Origin of the sequence: Microcoleus sp. Pol12B3, assembly GCF_036701355.1 — a bacterium.
Classification (GTDB): Bacteria; Cyanobacteriota; Cyanobacteriia; order Cyanobacteriales; family Microcoleaceae; genus Microcoleus.
Map to the genome: position 1 here is coordinate 42,357 of NZ_JAUBQS010000017.1, position 22,593 is coordinate 64,949.

General features: G+C 46.3%; 18 protein-coding genes. 12 read left to right on the forward strand and 6 right to left on the reverse strand.

Annotated elements, in window-relative coordinates; genetic code table 11:
- Positions 1-392: 392 nt before the first annotated feature.
- On the forward strand, positions 393-2,666 hold the full coding sequence (locus QUA53_RS11090) for a bifunctional (p)ppGpp synthetase/guanosine-3',5'-bis(diphosphate) 3'-pyrophosphohydrolase (protein ID WP_333097137.1): 2,274 nt from the start codon (positions 393-395) through the stop codon (positions 2,664-2,666).
- A 132-nt stretch (positions 2,667-2,798) separates the two neighbouring features.
- Here QUA53_RS11090 and QUA53_RS11095 read toward each other — a convergent pair whose 3' ends face one another.
- Positions 2,799-3,719, reverse strand: coding sequence for a glycine betaine ABC transporter substrate-binding protein (locus QUA53_RS11095; RefSeq protein ID WP_333097136.1), 921 nt, complete (start codon positions 3,717-3,719; stop codon positions 2,799-2,801).
- Positions 3,720-3,882: 163 nt separating this feature from the next.
- Here QUA53_RS11095 and QUA53_RS11100 point away from each other — a divergent pair, with 163 nt between their 5' ends.
- Complete coding sequence (locus QUA53_RS11100) at positions 3,883-5,250, forward strand: aldehyde dehydrogenase (RefSeq protein ID WP_333097135.1); 1,368 nt, start codon at positions 3,883-3,885, stop codon at positions 5,248-5,250.
- Between the two features lie 268 nt (positions 5,251-5,518).
- Positions 5,519-5,869 carry a 4a-hydroxytetrahydrobiopterin dehydratase gene (locus QUA53_RS11105; protein WP_333097133.1) on the forward strand — a complete coding sequence of 117 codons (351 nt, stop codon included), beginning with the start codon at positions 5,519-5,521 and terminating at the stop codon, positions 5,867-5,869.
- 161 nt (positions 5,870-6,030) lie between these two features.
- Here QUA53_RS11105 and QUA53_RS11110 read toward each other — a convergent pair whose 3' ends face one another.
- Positions 6,031-6,765 (reverse strand): response regulator transcription factor, encoded by a 735-nt coding sequence (locus tag QUA53_RS11110; protein WP_333097132.1) that lies wholly within the window; start codon positions 6,763-6,765, stop codon positions 6,031-6,033.
- A 595-nt stretch (positions 6,766-7,360) separates the two neighbouring features.
- On the opposite strand from QUA53_RS11110, the gene QUA53_RS11115 reads away from it, so the two are divergent.
- Positions 7,361-7,609 carry a DUF6761 family protein gene (locus tag QUA53_RS11115; RefSeq protein WP_006634037.1) on the forward strand — a complete coding sequence of 83 codons (249 nt, stop codon included), beginning with the start codon at positions 7,361-7,363 and terminating at the stop codon, positions 7,607-7,609.
- A gap of 310 nt (positions 7,610-7,919) precedes the next feature.
- On the opposite strand, the gene grxD is transcribed toward QUA53_RS11115, so the two are convergent.
- The 3 genes from grxD to QUA53_RS11130 form a co-directional block, all read right to left on the reverse strand.
- Positions 7,920-8,243: a Grx4 family monothiol glutaredoxin gene (grxD, locus tag QUA53_RS11120; RefSeq protein ID WP_190657705.1), complete on the reverse strand. Its 324-nt coding sequence runs from the start codon at positions 8,241-8,243 to the stop codon at positions 7,920-7,922.
- Positions 8,244-8,444: 201 nt separating this feature from the next.
- Complete coding sequence (locus tag QUA53_RS11125; protein WP_333068825.1) at positions 8,445-8,705, reverse strand: BolA family transcriptional regulator; 261 nt, start codon at positions 8,703-8,705, stop codon at positions 8,445-8,447.
- Between the two features lie 42 nt (positions 8,706-8,747).
- Positions 8,748-9,371, reverse strand: coding sequence for a hypothetical protein (locus tag QUA53_RS11130; RefSeq protein ID WP_333097129.1), 624 nt, complete (start codon positions 9,369-9,371; stop codon positions 8,748-8,750).
- 213 nt (positions 9,372-9,584) lie between these two features.
- On the opposite strand from QUA53_RS11130, the gene QUA53_RS11135 reads away from it, so the two are divergent.
- The 6 genes from QUA53_RS11135 to QUA53_RS11160 all read left to right on the forward strand — a co-directional run bounded on the left by QUA53_RS11135 (position 9,585) and on the right by QUA53_RS11160 (position 15,396).
- On the forward strand, positions 9,585-9,869 hold the full coding sequence (locus QUA53_RS11135) for a type II toxin-antitoxin system HigB family toxin (protein WP_333097127.1): 285 nt from the start codon (positions 9,585-9,587) through the stop codon (positions 9,867-9,869).
- A gap of 192 nt (positions 9,870-10,061) precedes the next feature.
- Complete coding sequence (locus tag QUA53_RS11140) at positions 10,062-10,460, forward strand: helix-turn-helix domain-containing protein (RefSeq protein ID WP_006634032.1); 399 nt, start codon at positions 10,062-10,064, stop codon at positions 10,458-10,460.
- Entirely contained in the window at positions 10,435-10,671 is a 237-nt protein-coding gene (locus QUA53_RS11145; protein WP_333097125.1) for a hypothetical protein, read from the forward strand. Before QUA53_RS11140 ends, QUA53_RS11145 begins: the two co-directional genes overlap by 26 nt.
- Entirely contained in the window at positions 10,671-13,001 is a 2,331-nt protein-coding gene (locus QUA53_RS11150; RefSeq protein WP_333097124.1) for a S8 family serine peptidase, read from the forward strand. Before QUA53_RS11145 ends, QUA53_RS11150 begins: the two co-directional genes overlap by 1 nt.
- A 507-nt stretch (positions 13,002-13,508) precedes the next feature.
- Positions 13,509-14,354: a glycoside hydrolase family protein gene (locus QUA53_RS11155; protein ID WP_333097123.1), complete on the forward strand. Its 846-nt coding sequence runs from the start codon at positions 13,509-13,511 to the stop codon at positions 14,352-14,354.
- 139 nt (positions 14,355-14,493) lie between these two features.
- On the forward strand, positions 14,494-15,396 hold the full coding sequence (locus tag QUA53_RS11160) for a peptidoglycan-binding protein (protein ID WP_333097121.1): 903 nt from the start codon (positions 14,494-14,496) through the stop codon (positions 15,394-15,396).
- Positions 15,397-15,470: 74 nt separating this feature from the next.
- Here QUA53_RS11160 and QUA53_RS11165 read toward each other — a convergent pair whose 3' ends face one another.
- On the reverse strand, positions 15,471-15,950 hold the full coding sequence (locus QUA53_RS11165; protein WP_333097120.1) for a hypothetical protein: 480 nt from the start codon (positions 15,948-15,950) through the stop codon (positions 15,471-15,473).
- Between the two features lie 454 nt (positions 15,951-16,404).
- Between QUA53_RS11165 and QUA53_RS11170 the strand changes: the two genes are divergently transcribed.
- Entirely contained in the window at positions 16,405-20,370 is a 3,966-nt protein-coding gene (locus tag QUA53_RS11170; protein WP_333248848.1) for an nSTAND1 domain-containing NTPase, read from the forward strand.
- 88 nt (positions 20,371-20,458) lie between these two features.
- Positions 20,459-22,564, forward strand: a complete 2,106-nt coding sequence (locus QUA53_RS11175) for a caspase family protein (RefSeq protein WP_333097118.1) — start codon at positions 20,459-20,461, stop codon at positions 22,562-22,564.
- Positions 22,565-22,593: the final 29 nt, after the last annotated feature.

Consider the following 22,593-nt stretch of genomic DNA (forward strand, 5'->3'; position numbering starts at 1 on the left):
GGAGGGAAGCCGTGCGTTTTTGGAGCAATTCCCTGTTTTGTGAGAACTTTTTTCGATTTTCTGCCCTAACTCTACCCTTCTGGCTGCTGCTTTCTGTTGAGCGTTGCCGGTAAATGCCGAGCCCCCGCTACCTCAACTGCTACCGCCAAAATATGCTTATTTTACCGGATCGACAGACTGCGGCGGCGGCAGTGGTGTCACTATATTTTCCTACCTGCGAGGGGGGGCGACTCGGAAGTAGATAGGTATAGTTAACAGAAAAATCGACTATTTTTTTGAATTGCAAATTGTGGCATTCAATTAGTTTAGTATAGCTAAACACATAATTTCGGCAATTCAACCGGAAACCGGCTTTTAACCATTTGTATTTCTAAGTTTTAAAGGTGTACCCCATGAACGCGAACACTCTGACTCCCTCTCCTTCGATCGATCCTGCTGTAGTTCCCGATTGGCTGCAAGAATGCCTGAATAGTCGATCGCAGCCTGATGGGGGCCCTAACCCGAATTGTTCGGCTGACGACAGCTTAATTTGTCGGGCCTTTGAATTTGCCCGCGACTTGCACGAAGGACAATACCGCAAATCGGGAGAACCTTACATTTGCCATCCGGTAGCTGTCGCTGGAATACTCCGGTATATGGGCGGCAACAACGTCATGATTGCTGCCGGCTTCCTCCACGACATTGTTGAAGATACAGATATTACTCTCGAAGAAATAGAACAGCGGTTCGGCGCGGAAGTGCGACAGTTGGTTGAAGGTGTCACCAAGCTTTCTAAGTTTAATTTTTCCAGCAAAACAGAGCGCCTTGCGGAAAATTTCCGCCGAATGTTCCTAGCAATGGCTAAAGATATTCGCGTCATTGTGGTCAAACTCGCAGATCGGCTGCACAACATGAGAACTTTGGAGCATTTGTCCGAAGAAAAGCAGCGCAGTATTGCCTTAGAAACCCGAGATATTTTTGCTCCCCTGGCGAACCGTTTGGGTATCGGCCGCTTTAAGTGGGAATTGGAAGATTTAGCGTTTAAATACCTGGAACCCGAAGCTTACCGCGAAATTCAGGAATTGGTGGCCGAGAAGCGAGCCGATCGAGAAACTCAACTCGCAGAAGTCACAGATTGTTTGCGAGAAAGGCTTGACAATTTAGGCATTAAATGCTATGAAGTTAGCGGCCGTCCTAAACATTTGTACGGGATTTACTCGAAGATGCAGCGCCGCCAAAAAGGGTTTAAGCAAGTGTACGATATTGCGGCGGTGCGGATCATAGTAGAAACCAATGATGACTGTTATCGGGCTTTGGCGATCGTCCACGATTCTTTCCGCCCGATTCCCGGCCGCTTTAAAGATTATATCGGTTTACCAAAAGCCAACCGCTACCAATCTTTGCACACCGGAGTAATCGGAACCAGCGGCCGCCCCATCGAAGTGCAAATCCGCACCGTAGCAATGCACCACATTGCAGAATACGGCATTGCTGCCCACTGGAAATACAAAGAAACTGGCGGTTCTAACACAACAGTTACCGGCGACGACGAGAAATTTACTTGGCTGCGACAACTCCTAGAATGGCAAAGCGACCTCAAAGACGATCGCGAATATTTACAAAGCATTAAGGATAACTTATTCGACGAAGATATTTACGTTTTTACTCCTAACGGAGACGTGATTGCTCTCAATAGCGGATCGACTCCCGTAGATTTTGCTTACCGCATTCACACAGAAATTGGCAATCACTGCACAGGTGCCAGAGTCAACGGGCGAATGGTAACACTAGACAAGGTTTTAAAGAACGGCGATATTGTAGAAATCTTGACCCAAAAAAATGGTCATCCGAGTTCCGACTGGTTGAATTTTGTCAAGACAAACGGAGCTAAAAACCGAATTCGCCAGTGGTTGAAGCGATCGCACCGAGATGAAAATCTCGCTCGCGGCCGGGAATTGCTGGAAAAAGAATTAGGTAAAAATGGCTTGGAATCTTTGCTAAAATCTGAGCCCATGCAATCGGTGGCTCAGCGCTGCAACTACCACAGCGTCGAAGATTTAATCGCAGGTTTGGGCTACGGCGAAGTCACCCTAAATCTCGTAGTAAATCGACTGCGAGATTTAGTAAAAGTGCAGCAAAAAATTGAAGCTGCTCCCGCAGGAGGGCAGGAAGTGCCCCAGCTAATACCTGCATCGACGACACCGAAACCATTACCGAGTTCGTCTCCGAGCAAATCGCCGATCGCAGGTGTAGAGGGATTGCTCTACCATTTATCCGGCTGTTGCTGTCCAATTCCTGGGGAATCAATTATTGGAGTGGTGACTCGTACTCGCGGAATTTCGATTCACCGGCAAGGATGTTCAAATGTTGAGAACGTGCCTGGGGATCGGTTGGTTCCTGTGAGTTGGAATTCCAGCAACCGCAATGAATCTCGACCCAACACTTATCCGGTTAACATTCAAATTGAAGCCCTCGATCGAGTGGGAGTTCTCAATGATGTTTTATCGCATTTGAAGGACAACCAAGTAAACGTCCGCAGCGCTCAAGTCAAAACCTATCCCGGATTGCCTGCATTAATTGACTTGTGCATGGATATCCAGGATAAACAACAGTTCGAGCGCACTTGTATGCAAATTAAAAAGATGAGCGATATTTTGAATTTGCGCCGGCTCAGTGAAGGGACTTAAGAGGAAAGCCTAAGTGTATTGTAGGGTGCGCGCCTCGCACCTTATCCTATGTTCCTAATTGTTGAATCTAAAATCTAAATTTGCAGCTTGGCAAATTAACTTGACGTGGGAATATACTAACATTGAAACCCTCTATTTTGGCGGACTTACTGGCTCTGACTCGCCCAGCTTTTGCTGCAAAAAGTCCTGGGCTACTTCTCTAGCTTCTTGCTGTTTCTTATCAACTTGATAATTGAGCCGTCGCATATCCTCCTCGGAGATTTTGCCGCCCAATTCTGCGAGGACTGGACGCAATTCCGGGTATTTATCCAAAATTTGCGATCGCACAACCGGAACTGCTTCGTAGGGCGGGAAATAGTTCTTGTCATCCTTGAGAACTACTAAACCTAAAATTTGAATCAAACCGTCCGTCGTATTACCAGCAATCACATCTACTTCTTTTTGTTGCAGCGCTTGATAAAGCAATCCTAACAGCAACTCCTTCGGTTCTTCTCGAAACTTAATCCCGTAAGTTTTAGCTAATCCGGGAAATCCATCTTCTCTCTCCTTAAATTCTGGGCCGAAACCAGCCCGGAGGTTAGGTGCAGCTTTCCCAAGTTGCGAGAGAGTTTGTAAATTGAGTTTTTTGGCATCGTCTCCCCGCACAATAATCGCAAAACTGTTATTAAATCCCAGCGGTTCCGTCCACTCAGCTTTAAACTGTTTGGGATATTCTTGCTTGAGGTAATCGAGGACTTTTTTGGGGTCAGAAATCGGTTTCTGTTTGAGCAAGTTGGCGTAAGCAGTCCCCGTGTATTCGACGTACAAATCGATTTTACCTGCTGTTAGGGATTGATGGCAAAGCGAACCTCCGAGATTCAGTTCTCGTTCTACTTTGATATCTGTTTTAGCTTCGATATGGCGTGCTAAAATTTCTGCGAGGATGACTTGTTCGGTAAAGTCTTTCGAGCAGATAACAACTTGCTTTTCGGGCTTAGAGGTACATCCTGCTACTGCAAGCAAGCAAAGCAGCCAGCAGGAATAGAAAAAAAAATCGTTCTTAGATATTTTCATGACTTAACTCAAATTAAAAATCTACAATTAATACCTTATAAGTTATAGCATAAAGCCCCGATCGTAGACTTCTTCAAGAAGTCTGCGCTTTAACACCGATCGCAATTTACCCAAGTTCCGTTTTCCTGTTGTAACATTTATTGATAGACATGGAGCAATAAATATGGTAATCAGAGTCAGCGATATTATCCACCAGCAGCGACAATTTTTTGCGACTGGGAAAACTAAGGATGTGGATTTTCGGATCGAACAACTCAAGAATCTCAAAAGTGCGATCGCTTCCTATCAATCACGGATTGTGGATGCTGTCAAGGCTGATTTGAACAGGCCGGAGTACGAGGCTTATTTTGAAATTGCTGCGATCGCAGAAGTTAATTATGCCATCAAAAATGTAAAATCGTGGGCAAAGCCGCAAAAAGTTCCTACTTCGATCGATCAATTCCCAGCATCGGCCCGCATTTACCCAGAACCTTTGGGCGTTGTTTTAATCATCGGGCCTTGGAATTACCCATTTCAGCTAATGATATCACCTTTGGTCGGGGCGATCGCCGCCGGCAACTGCGCCATCCTCAAACCTTCTGAAATCGCCTCGCACACGTCGGAAGTTGTCGCCGATATGATTACCAAAACCTTCGATCCCGCCTACGTAGCAGCCGTCGAAGGAGGAGTCGAAATCAGCCAACAATTATTAGTGGAAAAATTCGACCACATCTTCTTTACAGGCGGCACCAAAATCGGTAAAATAGTCATGGAAGCTGCTGCTAAACACCTGACACCTGTCACATTAGAATTGGGTGGCAAAAGTCCTTGCATTGTAGACTCAGATATTCAAGTTGAATACACTGCTAAACGCATTGCCTGGGGCAAATTCATCAATGCCGGTCAAACTTGTGTCGCTCCAGATTACCTGTTAGTTGATAAAAAAGTTAAACCAGATTTGATTGAGGCAATTAAAACAGCAATTCACGGATTTTACGGCGACGACCCGCAAAAAAGTTCCGACTATTCCCGAATTATAAATCAGCAGCAATTGGAACGTTTGAGTGCGTTTATTAAAGATGGAGAAATTGTCGTCGGCGGGAAAGTTACGCCGGAAGATAGATATATTGCACCGACGGTTATAGATAATATTTCCTGGGATTCGCCGGTGATGCAGGATGAGATTTTCGGACCGATTTTGCCAGTTTTGGAGTATGAAAATTTTGGGGAGGCAATCGCCAAAATCAACGCCCGTCCTAAACCATTAGCTTTGTATTTGTTCTCGAAGGATAAAGAAAAACAAGAGCAAGTTTTGCGGGAAACTTCTTCTGGGGGAGTTTCCATAAATGATACTGTCATGCAATTCGGGGTGACAGCTTTGCCGTTTGGAGGAGTTGGTGAAAGCGGGATAGGGAGTTATCACGGCAAAGCGAGTTTTAATACTTTTTCTCATTACAAAAGCGTGCTGCAAAAGTCATTTTGGCTTGACTTGAAATGGCGTTATGCTCCTTATAAGGGTAAGTTGGATTTGATTAAAAAGGCGATCGGTTGAGCGATCGCACTTGCAGGGGCGGGTTCACCAACATTTACAATATCAGCAAGATAGCCAAATCAACCCGCCCCTTCCTGATATTATCGGTTAATCTATTCCACGGTTAACGATTATTTCCAGAAATTTTAAATGATTGCTCATCTGTTTTTTGAACGATTTCAATCACATTCTTTACCTCACTCCTAAATGACAGTTGCACCCATCCAAAATTATTGACATTAGAAATGTCTATAATATCTTTTAGCATCCGATCGCTAACAAGCAATTTATGGAACCTTTAGCAAAAGAACGCTGTGCCGCCTGCCGCCCAAACTCTCCCCGCCTCACAGCTTACGAAATTGTCCAGCTAAAACCTCAAATTCCCGACTGGAATTTAATCGAAAAAAATGGCATTCCCCAAATAGAACGCACCTACGAATTCCCGGATTTCAAAAGTGCGATCGCCTTTACAAACAGCGTCGGGGAAGCAGCAGAAACCGAAGGACATCACCCCGCACTGTTAACCGAGTGGGGAAAAGTTACCGTTACTTGGTGGACTCACGCGATTTCTGGACTGCACCGCAATGACTTTATTATGGCCGCGAAAACCGATGCGATCGCCAATCAATTCCCAACATAAAATCAGACTTATCGGCTGATAAGTAGGTGGGTAAAAATAAACATTAAATAGATAGGTCAGGCGGGTTTTGCCTTCATCTTCTCGCTTGTATATGAGTGATTCTTAGCTAGACCCGCCCCTATAAGATACTATTGTTTTTTTGCAATGACCTACTTAATACTCTAAGAAAGCACCGCCCTGGGAACTGGTGAATTGATCTGATTGGCATTATTCAACAACTCCAGATTCAGTCGGTAGCCGACATTCCGTACAGTTTGAATCAGGCTCGGCTGTCGCGGGTCGATTTCGATTTTTTTACGCAGAGAGAGTACGTGAGTGTCGATCGTCCGGGGGTTATCAATCGCATCGGGCCACGCCCGACGCAGCAAATCCGAGCGCGACAGCGGCACTCCTCCAGCTTGAGCTAGCACGTACAGCAGGCTAAATTCCTGGGGAGTCAGCTCAATATGTTCCTCGTACAACCTGACTCGGCGCTGCACCAAATCAATTTTCAGCAGCCCGCACTCCAGCGTCGCCGGCGGTATCATCGTGCGGTTGCGGCGCATCAGAGCTTCCACCCTCGCCATAAATTCTTGCATCCCAAAGGGTTTAGTCAGGTAATCGTCTGCCCCCGCCTTCAAACCTTCAACAATATCCGATTCCGAATTCCGCGCCGACAGCATCAAAATCAGCGACTGCTGCTGCTGTTGCAGCCAGTGGCAAAATTCCAAACCGTCCCCATCCGGCAATTGGGCATCCAGAATGACTAGGGTTGGCTGGCGGCTGAAAAATATTTCCCTAGCGTGACTGATATCCGCTGACTGGTGCACCCAGTGACCGACTTGCTGTAGATGCCAGCCCAAGAGCGATCGCAGGTGCGGATTCCCTTCAACAATTGAAATACTTGCAGATTCCACAGAGGCGAGCTTCCCATATCACTAATTGCTACAAGGTTAACAGAGCTTTTGTCAAGCTTTTGTAACCATCGCTACTCAAGCATGAGCTGCGTTGAAAGCAGCGGACACACCCAGGGTACGAATGTTAAAGATTGGGTTAATTTGGCAGGGTCAGCCTGCAGAAAGGTTAAATCATTATGGCGATGAGCTTACAATGAAAATAAGACAGTGTAAAGCCGATCGACCCCATGCCCCAACCGCCTGCTAAAAGCGATCCCCCCGACCCAGCCCCCACTCCCAGGAGGTTGACAAATCGCGCAAGTGAAACTAGAATTCCTCCAACCGTTCGCTCGGTAGCCGGAACACTCAGCCACTTTGACCGCAAAATTCAGCAACATCCCGACTCCATTAAACGCACAGCGAATTATCTAGGTGCGCGCAAAAAGTCGAGCAACTGCATTGCAACGAGTGAAATTTTTTATGGAGGGTAGCCTGTTGAGCAGGGTAAAAACTTTTATTTAGAAATAGCCTCAAGCTGAGCCACTCAGCATCAATCGAGGCAATTCCTAAATCCCGCCGTCATTATACAAACCACAAAGGATTTCAACCTCACACCATGCTACAAGACACCCAAACAATCCGGCACTACCAGAAACTCACCGACGCCCTCGTCGAAATGTGGAATAGAGGTTATCGCTTCGATGACCTGCGGCTTTACTTAGACGGGTATTTAGCAGCCCTGCGGCATTCCAACGGTTTGGAACCCTATCTGATTCACAGACTAGAGGAAGAAGCAGCGCGTTACATTCACGACCCCTCCAATTTTGCAATGCCACAGACCCAAACTGAAGCCGACTACTATTAAATAGCAAATTCGGTTGGATAAACCCTTGATGAATTGGGAATTGGGAATTGGGAATTGGGAATTGGGAATTGGGAACTTGTACTGCGCTTAACTCGTTCCCTAGCCGTGCTGGGGAACCGATGTCCAGAGGCTAGGCCTCGCTTTCTGAGCCTACCCTACAAATTGGATGTTGTCGAGCCGACCGCATTGTGTTCCCAGGCTCTGCCTGGTAACGAATAATTAAGTAAACAACCTAATTCAACGTAAAACGCGATTGCTGTTATTTCCCCGACTTCTTTAAGAGGTCGGGGAGATGTTTTTTCTGTCTAATTTAAGAAGCCAAAGCCACTTCTACAACTTCTTGCAATTCGCCCTTTTGATACATCTCGATCATAATATCCGAGCCTCCAATAAACTCGCCGTTGATATAAACTTGGGGAATTGTCGGCCAGTTGGAATACTCTTTAACCCCTTGACGAATTTCCTGGTCTGCCAAAACATCAACAGTTTCGTAAGGCACTCCCAAAGTATTGAGAATTTGCACCACAGTATTAGAAAAACCACACTGGGGCATTAACTTATTGCCCTTCATAAACACCATGATTTTGTTTTGCTTAACCAACTCGTCAATTCTTTGATGTGCTGTTGTACTCATGGTAGGTCCTAATATTGTTTGAAAAGTTTTAAACGTTGACTGACGCAGAAACCGCGTTTTTTACGAAAATCTTTCGTTACAACCATAGATTCCGGTAAAAAAACCGGGTTTTTATGGTTTTTGTGCGTAAGTGGAGCAGTTGTATTTCAAGCAACTCTTGACACAAGCACAAACTTGTGATACCCAATGGCTGCTCAACAATTAAGCAACTTGACTTTTCGCTTCCCATTCTGCGGGAGTTAAGGTTTCCAAGCCCAAAGCGTGGATGGCTTCACTAGCCATTGCCTGTTTGAGAGCGCCGTAGACCAGTTGGTGCTGCTGTACTCGGCTTTTTCCTTCAAAGGCTGCAGAGACGACTCTCGCCTGGTAGTGGTCACCGCCACCGGTCAAATCCTCAACTTGTATTTTAGCGTCGGGCAACCCTGCCTTAATCATTTCTGCTACTTGAGACGGTGTAACCATTGGTTTCTCTGATAAACGGCTGTAATTTAGATTTTAGTGAAACTATTTTTTCGATGAGCTCGGTTGACTGCTGGCAGGCCGGGGAAAGGGCGAATCCACAAAACCCAATTCCAGTAACTGCTGGTAAGCTTTCTTTCCCAAGTCGCGAGTTGGTTGCTGCGATCGAATAATCTGAATCAGCAGGGGCACAGCCAGTTCGGGCTTATTTTGCGCCCGGTGTACCAACGCCAGCCGGTAGGTAGCTTCGTCGCGCATTTGGGCTGTTTCTACAGCTTTGGTGCGGTGGCTTTCGGCCAAGCGGATGTCAATTCCGGCAAAACTGCTACCCAGTTGTTGGTAGAAGTTGGACAGTTGATTGAAAATTTGGCGGGATTCTTGGAGTTTTTGAGTAGCCAGTGCGTAATTCTGATTGGAAATAGCACTGCTGGCTTCTGTCATCAAACGCTGGCCTCCTTGGACGCTCAGCAGACTGCTGTCTTGCGTCAGAGGGCGAAGATTGTTGGGGTCTGTGGGGTCGTCGGCGGGTTCGACTTGCTGTTGGTTCTCTGGCCCAGAAGGTTGTTGTGCTTGAACTGAGAGCGGTTGCAGCAGGGTAAAAGCTGCGATCGCCCCGATCGTAATCCGGGCAGTGGAGCGAAGCCAGCAAACAGTTCCAGAGTATACCATGAAATTACTTTGCGCCTGTGCGCTTTAAAAAAATATTTAGCTTGAGCCGATCTTACCATTGGCGATCGCAACCGGCTAAGTGTAAACCAAATTTGTTGAAATGTCAAAGGGTGCGATCGGGCAAAAGGCTTTTTAGGAAAAATTCAAGTAGAGACTTGACACTATGTTCTCATAGTGAGAACATAGAGGTGTCGTGTAAAAAACGGTACTGGAATGAGGCTAATTTCCAAGAAAAATCTGGAGAGTGCGATCGAATCCTACTCCGACGATGCCAAGGCTGCGATCGCAGTCTGGCGCAAGGCCATCAAAGACAACGATTGGGAATCACTAGAAGAGATTCGACAGGGATATTCCAAATCGGTCGATCAAGTCTGTGGATATACCATATTTAATATTAAAGGCAATCAGTATAGATTAATCGTAAAAATCAACTATACCGCCAAAATTATATATTTTAAAAAATTTTTAACCCATAGCGAATATGACAATATCAAGTAGAATGATGAAGATGAAGTCAAACATAAAATAGGTTAAATTTCACTAAAATCATCAGGGAAACCTTACAGATTTCCTGATGTATTCAATCACTCCAAAACATTTACTCCACACGTCAAAATCATGATACCGAGAAACAAACACCCACCTTCTACTTGAGAACCATGTCTAAGTAAGCAAGCAAAGGAATGAGAAATGAACATCACAATTGAAAAAACAGCTTACGGTCAACTGCTGGCTAAATCTCAGCCTAAGCCAATCCTGAACGAAGAAGATAATGATCTTGCCCTCGCAGAAGTTGATTTTCTGATGTCTAAGGAAGAATTAACAGTAGAAGAAGAAACTTTACTGAGTCTCTGGGGGCTGTTGATCGAAGAATACGAATCAAAATATTACCCAGATCCAGAAGTGACTCCCCGGGATGTTCTATTGCATTTCATGGAAGTTCGCGAACTCAAACAAGCCGATTTAGTGGGCGTGATTGGTTCCAAAGGAGTAGTCTCTGAGGTGGTTAATGGGAAACGGGCGATTAGCAAGGCGCAAGCTAAGGCGCTGGGAGAATTTTTTAATGTTAATCCTAGCGTGTTTATTTGAGCGTGTTTATCTGAAAAACTTGCTGATCTCGAAAAAGACTCGGCGGTTGAAACCGCTAGCAACGCGATCGCACAAACTAAGTCCGACGCAGACTGATGGAAAAGCTACCGCTGTTAGTTACAGCTTCAAACCCCGCATGGTAGAAACATCCCTAATAGTTTATAAATATGTTTGGTTAAACTGCATCAAAATCAAACAGGAACATTTCTGATGGTACAACCAAGCAAACCAACCTCCGAGACTCTCCAAAATTATCAAGGTATCGGAGTTCCCGAAGAAAGTCTGGCAGTGATTTTGCAGCGCGGCGGCGACGAATTGCTGCTGTCAAAAGCGGACGATCGCTTTACAGTCCGCCCCTCATCAACAGCATCAGCCTCAAACGATTGGGCTGCAACAACTGGGGCAAAACTCAACCGCCGCATCGGCCAAAGCAATCTCGAAGAATATCTCGTTGCACCCTCTAGCCTAGAAGCAGCAATGCAAACAGCCCGCGCCAGCGATGCTGTAGCTTTTGCCAGCCACGTCTATTGCCCCGCGAACAATCCGAGTACATTCTTTTATTTAACCGACCAAATTACGATTCAATTTGGCGCACAACAAGTAGATGAACAATCGCGAAAGGCGATCGCCAATGCAGCAGCTTTAAAAATAGTCCGGCCAGTAGAAGGAATTCCCAACACCTTCGTCTGCGAAGTCACCAAACAAGCAACAGAAAACCCGGTCAAAATTGCCAACCGCTTGACAAGATATGCAGAAGTTCTCGTAGCAGAACCCAACATTTTAGTAGAGACGCAGCAGCATTACACGCCCCGCGATCCGCTTTATCCCAAACAGTGGTATCTCAATAACAAAGGCGGCAACCAACTTGTCGGCGGTGCTCAAATTTATGCCGAACCAGCTTGGGACATGACTCGCGGAGTTCGATCGATCGTAATTGCGATCGCCGACGATTCAGTTGACATCACCCACCCAGATTTTCAAGGCCAAGGCAAAATCGTCTCACCCATCGATTTCAAAGAGGGCGACACTTCCCCGATGCCCGTAGCCGACTCAGACAACCACGGCACAAGTTGTGCCGGCGTCGCCGTTGCTGAAGAAAACGGCAAAGGCATTGTCGGCGTCGCCCCCGGATGCGCCCTGATGCCCATCCGTACCACGGGTTTTCTCGATGACAATTCTGTCGAAAAAATATTTAATTGGGCGATCGAAAAAGGTGCCGCCGTCATTTCTTGCAGTTGGGGGCCTGCTGCAGTTTACTATCCCCTTTCCCTGCGGCAGAGTGCCGTCATCACCAAAGCAGCAACCCAAGGGCGGGGCGGCAGAGGCTGCGTTATTCTGTTCGCGGCGGGCAATGCCAACCGCCCAGTCAACGGTACTATTAACGAGAAAGGCTGGCCCAACAACGTCCTGGGCGGTCAAACTAAATGGCTGGCAGGATTTGCCGTTCACCCAGACGTAATTGCCGTCAGCGCTTCCACTTCCCTCAACAAAAAAGCAGCTTACAGCAATTGGGGCACCAGCATCTCGGTTTGCGCCCCCAGCAACAACGCGCCGCCGGGAACTTGGTTGCCCGAAACCGGATTTATCGGCACGCCGCCGGAGGTGACGCAGTATTTGCCCGGTTTGGGGGTGTTTACTGCCGATCGAGTGGGCGATCGGGGCTACGACTGGGGGGACTATACTGATACTTTTGGCGGTACTTCCAGCGCCACTCCAGTAGTGGCTGGGGTTGCAGGGTTGATACTTTCGGCTAACCCCCGTTTGACGGCGCGGGAAGTGCGGGGAATTCTCGAACAAACTGCTGAGAAAATTGTCGATCCCGATCCCGATCCGCAGTTGGGCAATCGCATGGGAAATTACGATCCTAACAACGGCCGCAGCGATTGGTTTGGTTACGGGAAAGTGAATGCTTTTAAAGCTGTGCAAGCTGCGGTGAGAAAGGGCGGTGGCAATCCGAATATCGGGGGTGCGGTGTTCAGCGATATTTCTGGACATTGGGCACAGAAGTTTATTGAAGCTTTGGCGGCGGCGAATATAATTAGCGGTTTTCCTGACGGTTCTTTTAGGCCTGATGACAGTTTAAACCGTGCTCAATATGCGGCGCTGTTGGTGAGTGCGTTTAGTCCGATTCCGAGGGTGCCGGCTACAAACTTTATTGATGTTTCTGCTACTTTTTGGGCGAGAAGTGCGATCGAACGGGCAAATAGGGGCGGGTTTTTGGCGGGGTTTCCGGGGTTGAAGTTCGGCCCGAATCAGAATTTGACTAAGAGTGAGGCGATCGTGTCTTTGGTTAACGGTTTGCAACTGAAGGGCGGCAATCCTGATTCTTTGAAAGTTTACAACGATCGCTCTCAAATTCCTAATTATGCTTTGAGTGCGATCGCCACAGCAACTAGCTTGAAGATTGTGGTTAATTATCCTTCCCGCGATTGGCTTTCGCCGCAGCGGGATATTACCCGCGCTGAGATTTCGGTTTTGATTTACCAGACATTGGTGGCAATTAATCGGGCAAAGGCGATCGATTCTCCTTACATTGTGTAGCTAAGAACAGTAAAACTGGTTCGATCGTTCGGACTTCAGTTCTCATAAAATCTGAGGACTGAAGCCGCTATAATTCGCGGCGAGTCAAAGCACTTTGTGCGTAAGTCCTGACGAAGCGATCGCTTTTTTGATGATAGCTTTACATATCGAGTTCCTTTCCCGGAAATCCAGGGTTTCAGACTGCGAATTAAAAACTGTCCGGACTATTGCAATAAGATGAGTTACATCTGCAGAATATGAGCCAAAACTGCGCGTAGTGAATCAGAGAGATTGGGAAAGCCGATTGTCAAGGTGAATGAATTTTTGTAAAGGTTTTGGCAAATCGCGAACATTACTGTGGAACAGACCTATATAATAACCAAATTACCCGTCAAGCCAAGACTTTCGATCGAAATCATTAATTAATAGACTCTTTTCACTCATCTGGAAAATAGGCAAAACTTTTGCGTTCGGATACTCAAGATGCCTCTTTTGACTGAACCTACCTTGTAAAAAGGAAAAACTAAAATGCCAAAAAGATCGTTGGAACTCTTCGGCGATGGTCGCGTATACGAAATCAAAGACGACCTAGCTATTAAAGTCACGGAGACTAATGGGCAAGTAAAAGCATTAATTGATGCTTTAAGCTTCAGTGTGGCTAAAACATATCATATTCATCCTCCAGACGAACAACCTCCTGATGTGGTAGAAGGCAGAGGTTCAAAGCATATCAATCAAGAAGGTTTCAAGCTTCTCACTACCTTTGAAGGATGTGAACTCACTGCTTATGATGATGGCGGTGGAGTTTGGACAATTGGTTACGGACACACGGGCGATGATGTTTATCCAGAACTGACTATTAGCCAAACGCAAGCAGAAGAATTACTGAGGGAAGATTTAGAAAAGTTTGAATCCTATGTTGAGGATGCCGTTGAAGTTGAGATCGATGACAACCAGTTTTCTGCACTGGTTTGCTTCTGTTTCAACGTGGGCCCAGGAACAGAAGGTTTTGGAGGTTCAACTCTTCTGAACCTATTGAACAACGGGGATTATCAAGGAGCAGCCAATCAGTTTCCTGTGTGGAATAAAGTCAATGGTGAACCCTGGCCAGGGCTGACACGCAGGCGCTTGGCCGAGCAAGCTCTGTTTTTAGGAATGCCTGAAGTTCGGGTTCTCACACTTACGGAGCCAATAATGCAAGGTGAGGATGTGCGTCAAGTGCAAGAAGCGCTGATCGCAGCAGGAATAAATGTTTCAGCAGATGGCGTTTTTGGTAAAGACACCGATCGTGCTGTGCGACAGTTTCAACAGCAAAAAGGGCTAACGGCGGATGGTGTTGTCGGTGTCCACACACGCAAAGAATTGGGACTATAAAATCGATTGTGTAACCAATTAGACTGACACAATCAAGTAATTTTCACAATATCTGTGGAGGTAAGGTGCGGTGTGCATCGCCTACGGATAGAGTTTATGAATCCAGGACTGACACAATTCAAATTGATTGGATAAAACCATGACTAACTCAAGCGACATCCTATTTAATCAACCTGTAATTATCGAAGCCTGTGAAGAATTTGTCCAACGGGATATGTTGGAAGTTAGAGGCAGTTTCCCGGGATTGCTCCAAGATGCCCCCATGTCTTCGACTGCGGTGGTCAATGGCTTATCTCAACAGTTGATTTATCAATTACAACTGATGATGCCAGATGCCTTTGTCAGTTTTGATGACCTTAATGTAGACTTGCTGGATGCAGCTTTTCCCTACGTACAAACCTCGGCCAAAGAGGCACTTCAGAGAGCCATTCAAGATCGAGGTCAAACGATGGAGGTGAACTCTGCTTACCGCACGATCGCCCAGCAAATGTTATTGTATAACGATCGCTTCAACAACTCTAATCCTGTAGCGCCACCAGGCACCAGCAATCACCAAACAGGGCTAGCGCTCGACATTGAAGATGCCAGAGGCTGGGAATCTTATTTGATGCAATATGGCTGGCAGCCATTACCGGGCGATCCGCCTCACTTCGACTACATAAGCGACGGGACGATCGATCTTCGCAGTAACTCAATACTCGCATTTCAGCAGCTTTGGAATCAGAACAACCCGGATGCAAAGATTAGCGAGGATGGCGGCTTTGGCCCCCAAACCGAGGATGCACTTAATCGATCGCCTGCTCAAGGGTTTGCTAAAGCGCCGTGGGATGACAAGCCCAGAACGTTGCGCTTGGCGATGCCCAGAATGGAAGGCTCAGATGTAATCAAGCTTCAGGAAGGCTTGAAAAAGGCTGGCGTTGTAGTTGGGGTTGATGGTGAATTTGGGCCGGGAACAGATACAGCCGTCAAGGAATTTCAGCAGAAAAAAGGTTTGAAGCCCGACGGAATAGTCGCTCTCAAAACCCGCGAACAAATGGCTTGAGGTGTTAGCGCGATCGAGTTCACCAAACCTGGAACAGAACTTCCTCCGCCTTCGGTGGAAGTTCCGTTTATAGCTCAGCTTGTGGGTTTGGGCAGGTTTTGCTTCCAATTGTCACAAATTGCAGTAGCGCTATAATTGGCAATCTTTTTGATAATCAACGTAGCGAGGAGAGTAGCAATAGCAGGAGCAAGTCCCAGTCCAGAGATTAGAAGAGGAGTTAACATCCCAGCAGCTTTAGTGTAATTCTGGCCGATCGCTTCATCCAGGATTTTCTGAGTCTGTGGATCGTTTCCGAGGGGTTTGCACATCAGGTCGTAAACTAAGGGGTTTACGCGATCGAACAGCCGCTGGCCAGCTTCTTGGAGCCTGGGATCGATCGATGCTCTAGCGGCAACATTCACATCAATAGAATCCAGGGAAGCTGGGTCTATCCCTCTGGTTCCAAGTCCAGCCGCATCATCCCCTATGGCTTGAGCGCGATCGCCAATTTGTGCTGCTAGCTGATCCTCATCAAGTTCCCACAAACTTTCTACAAGAACTTCAATTTCTGCCATGATTACTTGTCTCCCGACTATGGTTAACTAGAATATTGCTGATTATCCTTTGCTTGCGAAGCTGATGAGTAAAAACCCGTCAATATAGCTTAACGAATGCCTAGCTACACATCGGCAATCTTAACCATTCTTTAAAAAAGTGCGCTCGTCCCATCAAACTGCTGCTAAGTATGTAACATTTAAATCGCTAGAAAGTTACTATCGAACCGGAAATAAAGCAAACACAGTTAAATTTGTTGAAGAACTCAAGCAAATCAATCCCACTGGTTATAATAGCTTTACATTCTGTGACAGTGTAAACTTACTTAACGCGCAGCAAAAATTTTATTGCCAGCTTGGTATACTAAGACTGAACCGTATAGAAATACAAAGACCTTTATCAGTTTAACTAAAAGAACTCTCCTTAAGCAAACAGAAGTAAAAGCTCCAGAAAACCCGAGCAATTCCCGAGCTCATGACTAACAACAACCCAGTCAAAACAATTCTGATTCTGGCAGCCAATCCCACCAATACCGCTCCCTTGCGATTGGAGCAAGAGATCCGGGAAATTGATGAAGGATTGCGACGAGCAAATAAGCGAGATCAGTATAAATTAGAACAAAAATGGGCCGTGCGTTCCCGTGACTTTTACCGAGCTATTTTAGATTATCAACCCAACATAGTCCACTTTTGCGGACATGGTGCCGGTCAAGATGGAATTGTCCTAGAAGACGATACCGGAAAAATGGCGCTGGTGCAGACAAACGCCCTCGCCAGTATGTTTAAATTGTTTGCCAAAAAAGGTGTAGATTGTGTAATTCTCAATGCTTGTTATTCCGAAGTACAGGCCGAGGCAATTAGCCAATATGTTAATTATGTCATTGGCATGAATCGAGCCGTGGGAGATCGAGCAGCCCTTGCCTTTGCTGTAGGGTTTTATGATGCGATCGCTGCTGGCTACGAATTGGAAGAAGCCTACGAGTTAGGTTGTTCGCAGATGATGAGTTCCCGAGAGCAGGAAACACCTGTTTTCAAGACAAAACCGTTAATTCATTCAGAACTTGAGGATGTTTTAATCGCTGATGAAAATGTGATTCCGCCCAATCCTTACCAAGGATTGTCTGCCTTTGGGGAAGAAGATGCAGACTTCTTTTTTGGACAGGAAAAATTTGTCAGTAACTTAGTGGAAGTAACGCACAAACAACATTTGGTAGCAGTGGTTGGGCCAAGTGGCAGCGGTAAATCTTCTGTAGTATATGCGGGATTAATTCCCCAATTGCGAAAAGAGGGAAACTGGTTAATTGAATCTTTCCGTCCGGGCAAAGAACCGTTTGTGCAGTTAGCTTTTGCCTTGGTGCGGCAATTAGAACCCGAAGCAGGTGAAACTCAACAACTGCGGTCAGCGGTGGGATTGGCAAGTGATATGCTGCAAGGTAAAATCACCTTACAGCAAGTAATATCTCGCATTTTAGAGCGCAACCAAGGTAAACGGTTATTGTTAGTTGCAGACCAATTTGAGGAACTGTATACCCTTTGTCAGGTGCAGGAAGAACAGGAACGTTTTGCAGATGAGTTGCTAACGGCGATCGCCAAAGAAAATCTTACATTGGTTTTAACTTTACGGGCGGATTTTTACGGCTATGTACTTTCTTATCGTCCGTTGCGGGATGCCTTGCAGGAATTTACACCCCAGTTACTCAGTTCCATGAAACGGGAGGAATTACAACAAGCGATTGAATTACCTGCCCAAAAGTTGGAAGTACAATTAGAGGCACACTTAACCCAACACATTCTCGATGATGTGGGGTCAGAACCGGGTAATTTGCCATTATTAGAATTTGCCCTAACTCGTTTGTGGGAAAAGCAGCAAAACCGAGAGTTAACTCACCAAGCTTACGAAGAAATTGGCGGAGTGAAAAAAGCCATTGCCAATCATGCCGAACAAGTGTACCAACAACTGAGCGAAACCGAGAAAAAACAGGCACAACGTATCTTTGTGCAATTAGTGCGTCCGGGGGAAGGAACAGAAGACACCAGGCGTGTTGCTAGCCGTGCAGAAGTAGGGGAAGATAACTGGAATTTGGTGAGTTATTTAGCGGGATATCAAGCAAGATTGGTGGTAACGGGACGGCAAGAACCGGAGGATACCGTAGAGGTAGTGCATGAAGCGCTGATTCGGGAATGGGGAACTTTGCGCGAGTGGATGAATGCTAACCGTCAGTTTCGGACTTGGCAAGAACGGCTGAAGGTGGCATTACGCGAGTGGAAAAATAACAACCATGACTCTGGGGCAATGTTGCGGGGTGCGCCGTTGACTGTGGCGGAAGATTGGTTGCGTCAACGTGCCGATGAAATGACGCAGGAGGAACGAGATTTTATTCAGGTTAGCGCCAAAGAACGGGATAGGGAGAAACAGCAACAGGAACGCGGACGGCGACTGCAAATTATCGGGCTAAGTAGCTTTTCGATGATAGCTTTGGCTTTAGCAGGACTAGCTGGTGTTGGTTGGTGGAGTGCTGCTATCAATCAAATTAATTCTCTGGCTCAATATTCCGATGTGCTTTTAAATTTAGATGGGCCAAAAGCTGTCAAAACAAGTTTAAAAGCGGTTGTGCAAATGCGACGTACACCTTTGATAAATGCTTATACCCGCAACCAGGTAGAACTGTCATTATTAAAGACAGTTTCCAATGTGTTAGTACCAAACACTTTGGGCGGGCATACAAAATCGGTTAATAGTGTCAGTTTCAGCCGTAATGGCAAGCTGCTGGCCACTGGCAGTGATGACAACACCGTAAAACTATGGGATACCACCACCGGCAAGGAAATTACAACCCTCATCGGGCATACAGACTCTGTTAATACTGTCAGTTTCAGCCCCAAGGGCAAGCTGCTGGCAACTGCCAGTACGGACAACACCGTGAAACTGTGGGATATCACCACCGGCAATGTAATTAAAACCCTCAGCGGGCATACAAGCTCGGTTTGGGGTGTCAGTTTCAGCCCCAATGGCAAGCTGCTGGCAACTGGCAGTCGTGACAAGACCGTGAAACTGTGGGATACCAACACCGGCAAGCAAATTAAAACCCTCAGCGGGCATACAAGCTCGGTTTGGGGTGTCAGTTTCAGCCCCAATGGCAAGCTGCTGGCCACTGGCAGTGATGACAACACCGTAAAACTATGGGATACCAACACCGGCAAGCAAATTAAAACCCTCATCGGGCATACAGACTCAGTTAATGCTGTCAGTTTCAGCCCCGATGGCAAGTGGCTGGCAACTGGCAGTCGTGACAAGACCGTGAAACTGTGGGATACCACCACAGGCAAGCAAATTAAAACCCTCAGCCTGCATACAAACTGGTTTAAGGGTGTCAGTTTCAGTTCCGATGGCAAGTGGCTGGCAACTGGCAGTGAAGACTACACCGTGAAACTGTGGGATACCACCACAGGCAAGGAAATTAAAACCCTCATCGGGCATACAGACTCGGTTCAGACTGTCAGTTTCAGCTCCGATGGCAAGCTGCTGGCCACTGGCAGTGCTGACAAGATCGTGAAACTGTGGGATACCACCACAGGCAAGGAAATTAAAACCCTCACCGGGCGGCATACAGACTCGGTTTGGGGTGTCAGTTTCAGCCCCGATGGCAAGCGGCTGGCCACTGGCAGTTTTGACAAGACCGTGAAACTGTGGGATACCACCACAGGCAAGCAAATTAAAATCCTCACTGGGCATACAAAATCGATTAATGCTGTCAGTTTCAGCCCCGATGGCAAGCGGCTGGCAACTGGCAGTACGGACAAGACCGTGAAACTGTGGGATACCACCACCGGCAAGGAAGTTAAAACCCTCACCGGGCATACAGACTCGGTTTGGGGTGTCAGTTTCAGCCCCGATGGCAAGTGGCTGGCAACTGGCAGTTTTGACAAGACCGTGAAACTGTGGGATACCACCACCGGCAAGCAAATTAAAACCCTCACCGGGCATACAAACTCGGTTTTGGGTGTCAGTTTCAGCCCCGATGGCAAGCTGCTGGCGACTGGCAGTTTTGACAAGACCGTGAAACTGTGGGATACCACCACAGGCAAGCAAATTAAAACCCTCACCGGGCATACAAAATCGGTTTTGGGTGTCAGTTTTAGCCCCGATGGCAAGCGGCTGGCCACTGGCAGTGAAGACTACACCGTGAAACTGTGGGATACCAACACCGGCAAGGAAATTCAAACCCTCACCGGGCATACAAGCTGGGTTTGGGGTGTCAGTTTCAGCCCCGATGGCAAGCTGCTGGCAACTGCCAGTGATGACAAGACCGTGAAACTGTGGCGTTTAGATTTTAATTATTTACTCAAGGAAGGCTGTAATTTCATAGAAAATTACCTCATACCTAATCCTGATGATGCAGATGCCAGTGAAATTGAACGGGACTTGTGCAAAAAGCTTTGATAATTTTAGATTGAAAACTGCATAGAAACCCCTACTTCACTCCCCTACAAAAATCCAACTTTTCCCAAACCCTTACCCCCCAACAACCATGACTAACCAAACCCCCAACTTCTACGCCCTCCTCATCGGTATCAATTTCTACTTCCCCCATCGTTTACCAGAAGGTAACTACTACAAAAACTTGCGGGGATGCGTTCCAGATATCAACCACGTCGAAACCTATTTAAAAGAAACCTTCAACCTCACACCAGACCAAATTATTAAACTCACTGCGACTGCTTCCGACAATCCCAACCAACCCCAAGAACCCCCAGAACTCTTACCTACTTATGAAAATATCGTCACCAAATTCAAAGAACTAACCGCCAAAGCCCAACCTCAAGACCGAGTATATATTCACTACTCCGGGCACGGCGGACGGGCGAAAACAATTTTTGAAAGCCTCAAGGGTTCTATGGGTTTAGATGAAGCCTTAGTTCCCTGCGATATCGGTCAACCAAACTCACGCTATTTGCGAGATTTGGAATTTGCCCAACTCCTGGAAGAAATGGTGGCAAAAGAGTTAGTTGTAACGCTCGTACTCGATAGCTGTCATTCTGGGGGGGCAACGAGAGAAATCAGCGGAGATGACCGAATTCGTGGTGGCGGGTTTATTGACACCACTCCCCGACCAACTGATAGTTTAGTTGCACCGCTTCAGGAATTAGCACAAAATTGGCAAGCTTCAACAGAAAATAGCCGCAATATTACCGTTGTCAATGGTTTGTTACCCGAACCCAAAGGTTATACCTTAATAGCAGCTTGTAGGGATCAGGAATTCGCTTATGAAAAGGTTTTTGAAGGGACGGAACGCAACGGCGCTTTAACTTATTATTTACTAAAAGCTTTGGGAGAATACGGGACAGAGATTCCTGTTAACAACTTATACGATCGCATTTCTAATCTAGTTCACAATGACTTTCCACGACAAACACCGATGTTGATTGGCGAGACAAATCGCTCTTTTTTGGGCGCTCAATCTGTCGTTGCTAGCCGTAACTCTCCGGTGATGAAAGTAGATATTACCAAAAACCGAGTCCAATTGCAAATGGGTGAAGCTAGCGGTATTAAAAAAGGGGCAGAATTCGATATTTTTCGATTCGGGACGAGGGATTTTGAGGATAGTGAACAGCGAATTGCTACGGTTAAAGTAGTAGAACTGGGAGCATCCGACTGTTGGGCAGAAGTAACACAGCTATTTGGTTTCAGAACAATCAATCATAAATTAGCAGAAGGAATGATTGAAATTGGTTCCCCTGCTGTCTATTTGAGTCCAGGGTTGAAACAAATTCGGAAAGTTCGGGTTATTCTGCCTGACCCGTTACCGCAAATTTCTGGTGTCAATGTGGAAATGCTCCCAGATATCCTCAAAGCAAAAAAAGAGCAAGTTGAAGGTCATCGCTGGATAGAATTCTGTTCGGAAACAGAGAAAGATGAGAATGTGGATTATTTTGTTTCCCTGAATTCTGAAGGAGAATATTGGATTTTGGATGCGAATAAAGAACGTATCAAAAATCTTCTGTTTCCGCTCAAAGTCGATGAACCTGAAGCTACCAAAAAGCTAATCGATCGCTTAATCCATGTTGCCAGATATGAGACTATTTTGGATCTGGATAATGAGGATTATTCTGCTCCTTTGAATGGCAAACTTAAGGTGGAAGTGATTAAATCAGTCAAACGACAAGAGGTAGTTTTGAATGCTGATGGTCAGGTGCCGGTGTTGGAATCCGATGAAAAAATTACCCTGCGAATTCACAATGAATCTAAGCAAGTTTTAAATATTTCGGCTTTGATGCTCCAGGTCGATTTAGGTATTGTCAAATTCTACCCTAAAAGTCTTGGTGGTGAACCTGTAGACCCCGAATCATCCAAAGACTATACGTTTCACATGGAATTACCAGAAAATTATGAGGAAGGGGTAGATGTTATTAAAGTGTTTGCGACGGTGGATGCAACGAATTTTGAGTTATTAGAGTTGCCACCCTTAGACCAACGTCGTCCAGGAATTGGTGATAAAAATCCTACTACTGTGTTGGGAGAATTATTGGCGGCGGTTGTGGATGAAGATAACCCGCAGCGCAATATTAGGGTGGTGACTGATGCGAGTGAGGAATGGACGACGGAAAAGGTGGAAGTGGTGGTGAAAAAAATGTAGTGCGAGCATCTTGCTGGCTGGCTGTTTTT

Coding starts and splice junctions, on each gene's coding strand:
- grxD (WP_190657705.1), bottom strand. CDS start 8,243: ATGAGTACAACAGCACATCAAAGAATTGACGAGTTGGTTAAGCAAAAC.
- QUA53_RS11105 (WP_333097133.1), top strand. CDS start 5,519: ATGGAACCTTTAGCAAAAGAACGCTGTGCCGCCTGCCGCCCAAACTCT.
- QUA53_RS11145 (WP_333097125.1), top strand. CDS start 10,435: ATGTTAATCCTAGCGTGTTTATTTGAGCGTGTTTATCTGAAAAACTTG.
- QUA53_RS11135 (WP_333097127.1), top strand. CDS start 9,585: ATGAGGCTAATTTCCAAGAAAAATCTGGAGAGTGCGATCGAATCCTAC.
- QUA53_RS11175 (WP_333097118.1), top strand. CDS start 20,459: ATGACTAACCAAACCCCCAACTTCTACGCCCTCCTCATCGGTATCAAT.
- QUA53_RS11125 (WP_333068825.1), bottom strand. CDS start 8,705: ATGGTTACACCGTCTCAAGTAGCAGAAATGATTAAGGCAGGGTTGCCC.
- QUA53_RS11155 (WP_333097123.1), top strand. CDS start 13,509: ATGCCAAAAAGATCGTTGGAACTCTTCGGCGATGGTCGCGTATACGAA.
- QUA53_RS11165 (WP_333097120.1), bottom strand. CDS start 15,950: ATGGCAGAAATTGAAGTTCTTGTAGAAAGTTTGTGGGAACTTGATGAG.
- QUA53_RS11090 (WP_333097137.1), top strand. CDS start 393: ATGAACGCGAACACTCTGACTCCCTCTCCTTCGATCGATCCTGCTGTA.
- QUA53_RS11095 (WP_333097136.1), bottom strand. CDS start 3,719: ATGAAAATATCTAAGAACGATTTTTTTTTCTATTCCTGCTGGCTGCTT.
- QUA53_RS11150 (WP_333097124.1), top strand. CDS start 10,671: ATGGTACAACCAAGCAAACCAACCTCCGAGACTCTCCAAAATTATCAA.
- QUA53_RS11115 (WP_006634037.1), top strand. CDS start 7,361: ATGCTACAAGACACCCAAACAATCCGGCACTACCAGAAACTCACCGAC.
- QUA53_RS11160 (WP_333097121.1), top strand. CDS start 14,494: ATGACTAACTCAAGCGACATCCTATTTAATCAACCTGTAATTATCGAA.
- QUA53_RS11130 (WP_333097129.1), bottom strand. CDS start 9,371: ATGGTATACTCTGGAACTGTTTGCTGGCTTCGCTCCACTGCCCGGATT.
- QUA53_RS11140 (WP_006634032.1), top strand. CDS start 10,062: ATGAACATCACAATTGAAAAAACAGCTTACGGTCAACTGCTGGCTAAA.
- QUA53_RS11170 (WP_333248848.1), top strand. CDS start 16,405: ATGACTAACAACAACCCAGTCAAAACAATTCTGATTCTGGCAGCCAAT.
- QUA53_RS11100 (WP_333097135.1), top strand. CDS start 3,883: ATGGTAATCAGAGTCAGCGATATTATCCACCAGCAGCGACAATTTTTT.